General features: G+C 52.1%; 2 protein-coding genes and 2 pseudogenes. 1 reads left to right on the plus strand and 3 read right to left on the minus strand.

What is annotated here, in order from left to right; translation table 11 throughout:
- Positions 1 to 68: 68 nt before the first annotated feature.
- Both CV944_RS16485 and CV944_RS16490 read right to left on the minus strand, forming a co-directional pair.
- Positions 69 to 860: pseudogene (locus CV944_RS16485) on the minus strand (ABC transporter permease); the annotation flags it as partial.
- A 5-nt stretch (positions 861 to 865) separates the two neighbouring features.
- Positions 866 to 1,204: pseudogene (locus CV944_RS16490) on the minus strand (ABC transporter ATP-binding protein); the annotation flags it as partial.
- A gap of 149 nt (positions 1,205 to 1,353) precedes the next feature.
- On the opposite strand from CV944_RS16490, the gene CV944_RS16495 reads away from it, so the two are divergent.
- On the plus strand, positions 1,354 to 1,539 hold the full coding sequence (locus CV944_RS16495; protein WP_015374028.1) for a YhzD family protein: 186 nt from the start codon (positions 1,354 to 1,356) through the stop codon (positions 1,537 to 1,539).
- Between the two features lie 37 nt (positions 1,540 to 1,576).
- On the opposite strand, the gene CV944_RS16500 is transcribed toward CV944_RS16495, so the two are convergent.
- Positions 1,577 to 3,082 (minus strand): coproporphyrinogen III oxidase, encoded by a 1,506-nt coding sequence (locus CV944_RS16500; RefSeq protein ID WP_100664548.1) that lies wholly within the window; start codon positions 3,080 to 3,082, stop codon positions 1,577 to 1,579.
- Positions 3,083 to 3,289: the final 207 nt, after the last annotated feature.

Below are 3,289 nucleotides of genomic sequence, written 5' to 3' on the forward strand. Positions count from 1 at the left end.
ACGCCTCAAAGAATAAGGATTGCTTGAAGCAGTCAAACTTCTTTGGAAGCCCCCACTTCAAATTTTCGCTAGAAAATTAAGTGGGGGTAGTTCACATCCTTGAAAATGTTCATTCGTCCATACATCAGCACGCCGCCTCGGTACACTTTGGCGCCAAAATAAATGAGCAAGGCAATCGTCGCCGCCAAAAGCGCAAGACAAAGCGCCACTTCCCATCCCGGCACGGAAACGAGGCCAATGCGCAAAAACATGAGCATCGGCGCGAAAAAGGGAACGAACGAAGCGCCGGTCACGAACGCCGACTCTGGCGCATTCAAGCCAAACATCGCGATCATAAAGGCAGCGACAACCAGCATCATGACCGGCGTAATCGCCGGCTGTACATCCTCAACCCGGCTGACGAGCGAACCGAGCACGGCAAACAGCACCGCGTACAAGAGGTAACCGAGCAAGAAAAAAACGAGTGCATACACAAAGATTGAGGCCGGCAGGTGATCCAATCCGAGGAAACGCCACACTTCCTGTCCGCTCGTTTTTAACGCGGCGAACGCAACGGCGAAAAACACGAAAAATTGCGTCAAGCTGACAAGCGCAACGCCGATGATTTTGCCAAACAGCTGTTGGACTGGCGGGACGCTTGACACTAAAATTTCCATCACGCGCGACGATTTTTCCGTCGCCACCTCCGTCGCGATCATGCCGCCATACATCAAAACGAACATATACATCGCGAACAGAAGGACATAAACGAGAGAGCGCGCTTCGTTCAGCTCCTCTTCCGTCTTCGCGTTTTTTTCCAATGCCACCTTTTGGAACGGAACCGGTTTGGAAAGCTCCGCCATCTGTTCATCCGTCAGCCCGGGCAGCGGTCGATTTCCGGAAGAAGATCCGTCTTTTTCATTCCGCGCAACCGCCCTAAATACAGAAGCTGCTCTTGCACTTTCAGCTTCGGGTACAACCCGCGCTCTTCCGGCAAATAGCCGATCAGATGGCTTTTCGAGTCATCAATCGGTTCGCCTTGCCAACGGATCACCCCTTCCGTCGGGAGCAGAAGGCCTAAAATCATGCGAAAGGTCGTCGTTTTTCCCGCTCCGTTCGCCCCAAGCAATCCGAACATCTCCCCTTCCGGAACCGTCAACGTCAAATGGTCGACGGCCGTCGCCTGGCCAAACCGTTTCGTCACCTCAATGATCTCCAAACTCATCCACATTCCCCCAACACAAAACAAATTTTCCTCTCACACTATTAAAACGTGCCATCTAAAAAAAAGTTTCAGATAAAAGCAGGAATTTGTCGATTCAACCTCTAAATGAAAGAGAAATGAATGATGATTCAGCGAAAGGAGATGGTGACATGCCAACGTATACGTTGACCGCGTTTGAGCGCGACGGGGAAAAATTGCTTGATGAAACGTTTGAAGCCGCCAATGATGAAGAAGCGAAAAAAATCGGTGAACAAAAGTTGCGCGAGCGCGGCTGTTGGGACAAAACACACCGTTGCGTCAACGCGAGCGGCAAGCTCATTTTATTTCACCGCTAATCAAAACACCCCGGGGTTGTTCCCGGGGTGTTGTTATTTATCCAAATATTTCCTTTAATATATTGATTTTCTCTTCCGTATATTCGGCGAAATGCTCGTTGTACACTTTCGGCTCTTTTGGGTTCGCCTGGCGGGTGATTTTCCGCGTTTTCGGATCGACAAACTTGCTTGATGCCCCGCAGCCAAGGCCGATGATCGACTGCTGCTCTTCCATGATCATAATGTTGTATAGGCTCTCGTGCCCCGGCAAGGCGTAGCCGACGTTTTCCAAGTTGCCGAGAATGTTTTTTTGTCGGTACAAGTAATATGGGACATAACCGTGCTCCTTTGTCCACTCCTGGGCCGCCTTCATCATCGCCTGCACTTCCTCGCGGCTGGCGACTTTGTACTTTTGTTTGTTCTTTGTCATTTCCGACGCCCGTTTAAATGACAGCGTATGAACGGTCAGCGACTCGGGCAGAAGCCGTTCCGTCTGTTCAAGCGTATACGTAAACTCTGGAAGCCCTTCGCCCGGCAGTCCGATGATTAAGTCCATGTTGATGTTGTTCATCCCCATCTGCCGCGCCAAGTGGAACTTCTCAATCGTTTCTTCAACGGTATGATGGCGGCCAATCGCTTTTAACGTCTCCTGAATGTAGGATTGCGGGTTAATGCTGATGCGGTCGATCCGCCACTTTTTCAACACTTCGAGCTTCTCCGGCGTAATCGTATCCGGACGCCCGGCTTCGACCGTGATTTCGCGGACGCGGTCGACGTCTGGAAATACGTCATACATATGAGCGTATAACCGGTCCATCTCGTCGGCCGTAATGCTCGTCGGCGTCCCGCCGCCGTAGTAGATCGTCGTAATGCGAATGCCGCGCTCGCGCAAAAAGCGGCCGACTGCTTCCATTTCGTAATGAAGGCCGGCCAAAAAGGCGTCGACCGACCCTTGGCGGCCGTTGATGGCGTACGCCGGAAATGTGCAATAGGCGCATTTCGTTGGGCAAAACGGAATACCGATATAAATGCTCACTTCATGAGCCAAATCGTATAAATCCGGCACGACCGTGAGCTGGCGGTCCACGATCGCCTGCATTAGTTCGATTTTCTCCTTAGTCACCAAGTACTCCTCGGCCAGCTTCCGATGCGCCTCTTCTTTCGAAAGGCCTGAGCGCAAAAGCTGATGAAGCAGCTTGACCGGGCGGACGCCGGTCAGCACGCCCCACGGCTGAATGAGGCCGGTAGAACGCTCAAGCAACGTCAAATAGACATGCAAAACGGCGTTTTTCAGCTGTTTTTCGTACGTTTTCCCGTCAGCATCCGCCGGCGTGCTGCGTTCATGACTTACTTCCTCCACGCGCCCCGACGTCTTGTCAAGCAGCGTCCCCGAAACAGCGATGCCCCCGTCTTCCTTGACGGAAAACATAGCGGCCATATCGGCCTCAGGAAGCGGCGCGAACGACAGCTCCGGCGCTTCGAAAAACAGCTCGGTCATCACCTCAAGCGGGCGCTGAAACCGTTCCGGATTCGGCAGTCCTTGAATTTCAATCCGCACGTTCATCACCTTTTCTTTCAAACTTCTTTCAGTGTACTGAACGGCTGTTTCCTTCGTCAAGCGGAAGAATGCACCTTTCGGCGACTTTACGGGAATGACTCCTGCTTGGCGAACCTAGAAGGCCGGTGAAAAAAGTACACCCTGAGGCAGGGATTTAGGGGGCTTATGTCGAAAAAGGAAGAAAAATCGTTGGAATGGAGCGTGAGCGGATCA

The organism is Geobacillus sp. WSUCF-018B, assembly GCF_002809985.1.
GTDB classification, from domain to species: domain Bacteria; phylum Bacillota; class Bacilli; order Bacillales; family Anoxybacillaceae; genus Geobacillus; species Geobacillus thermophilus.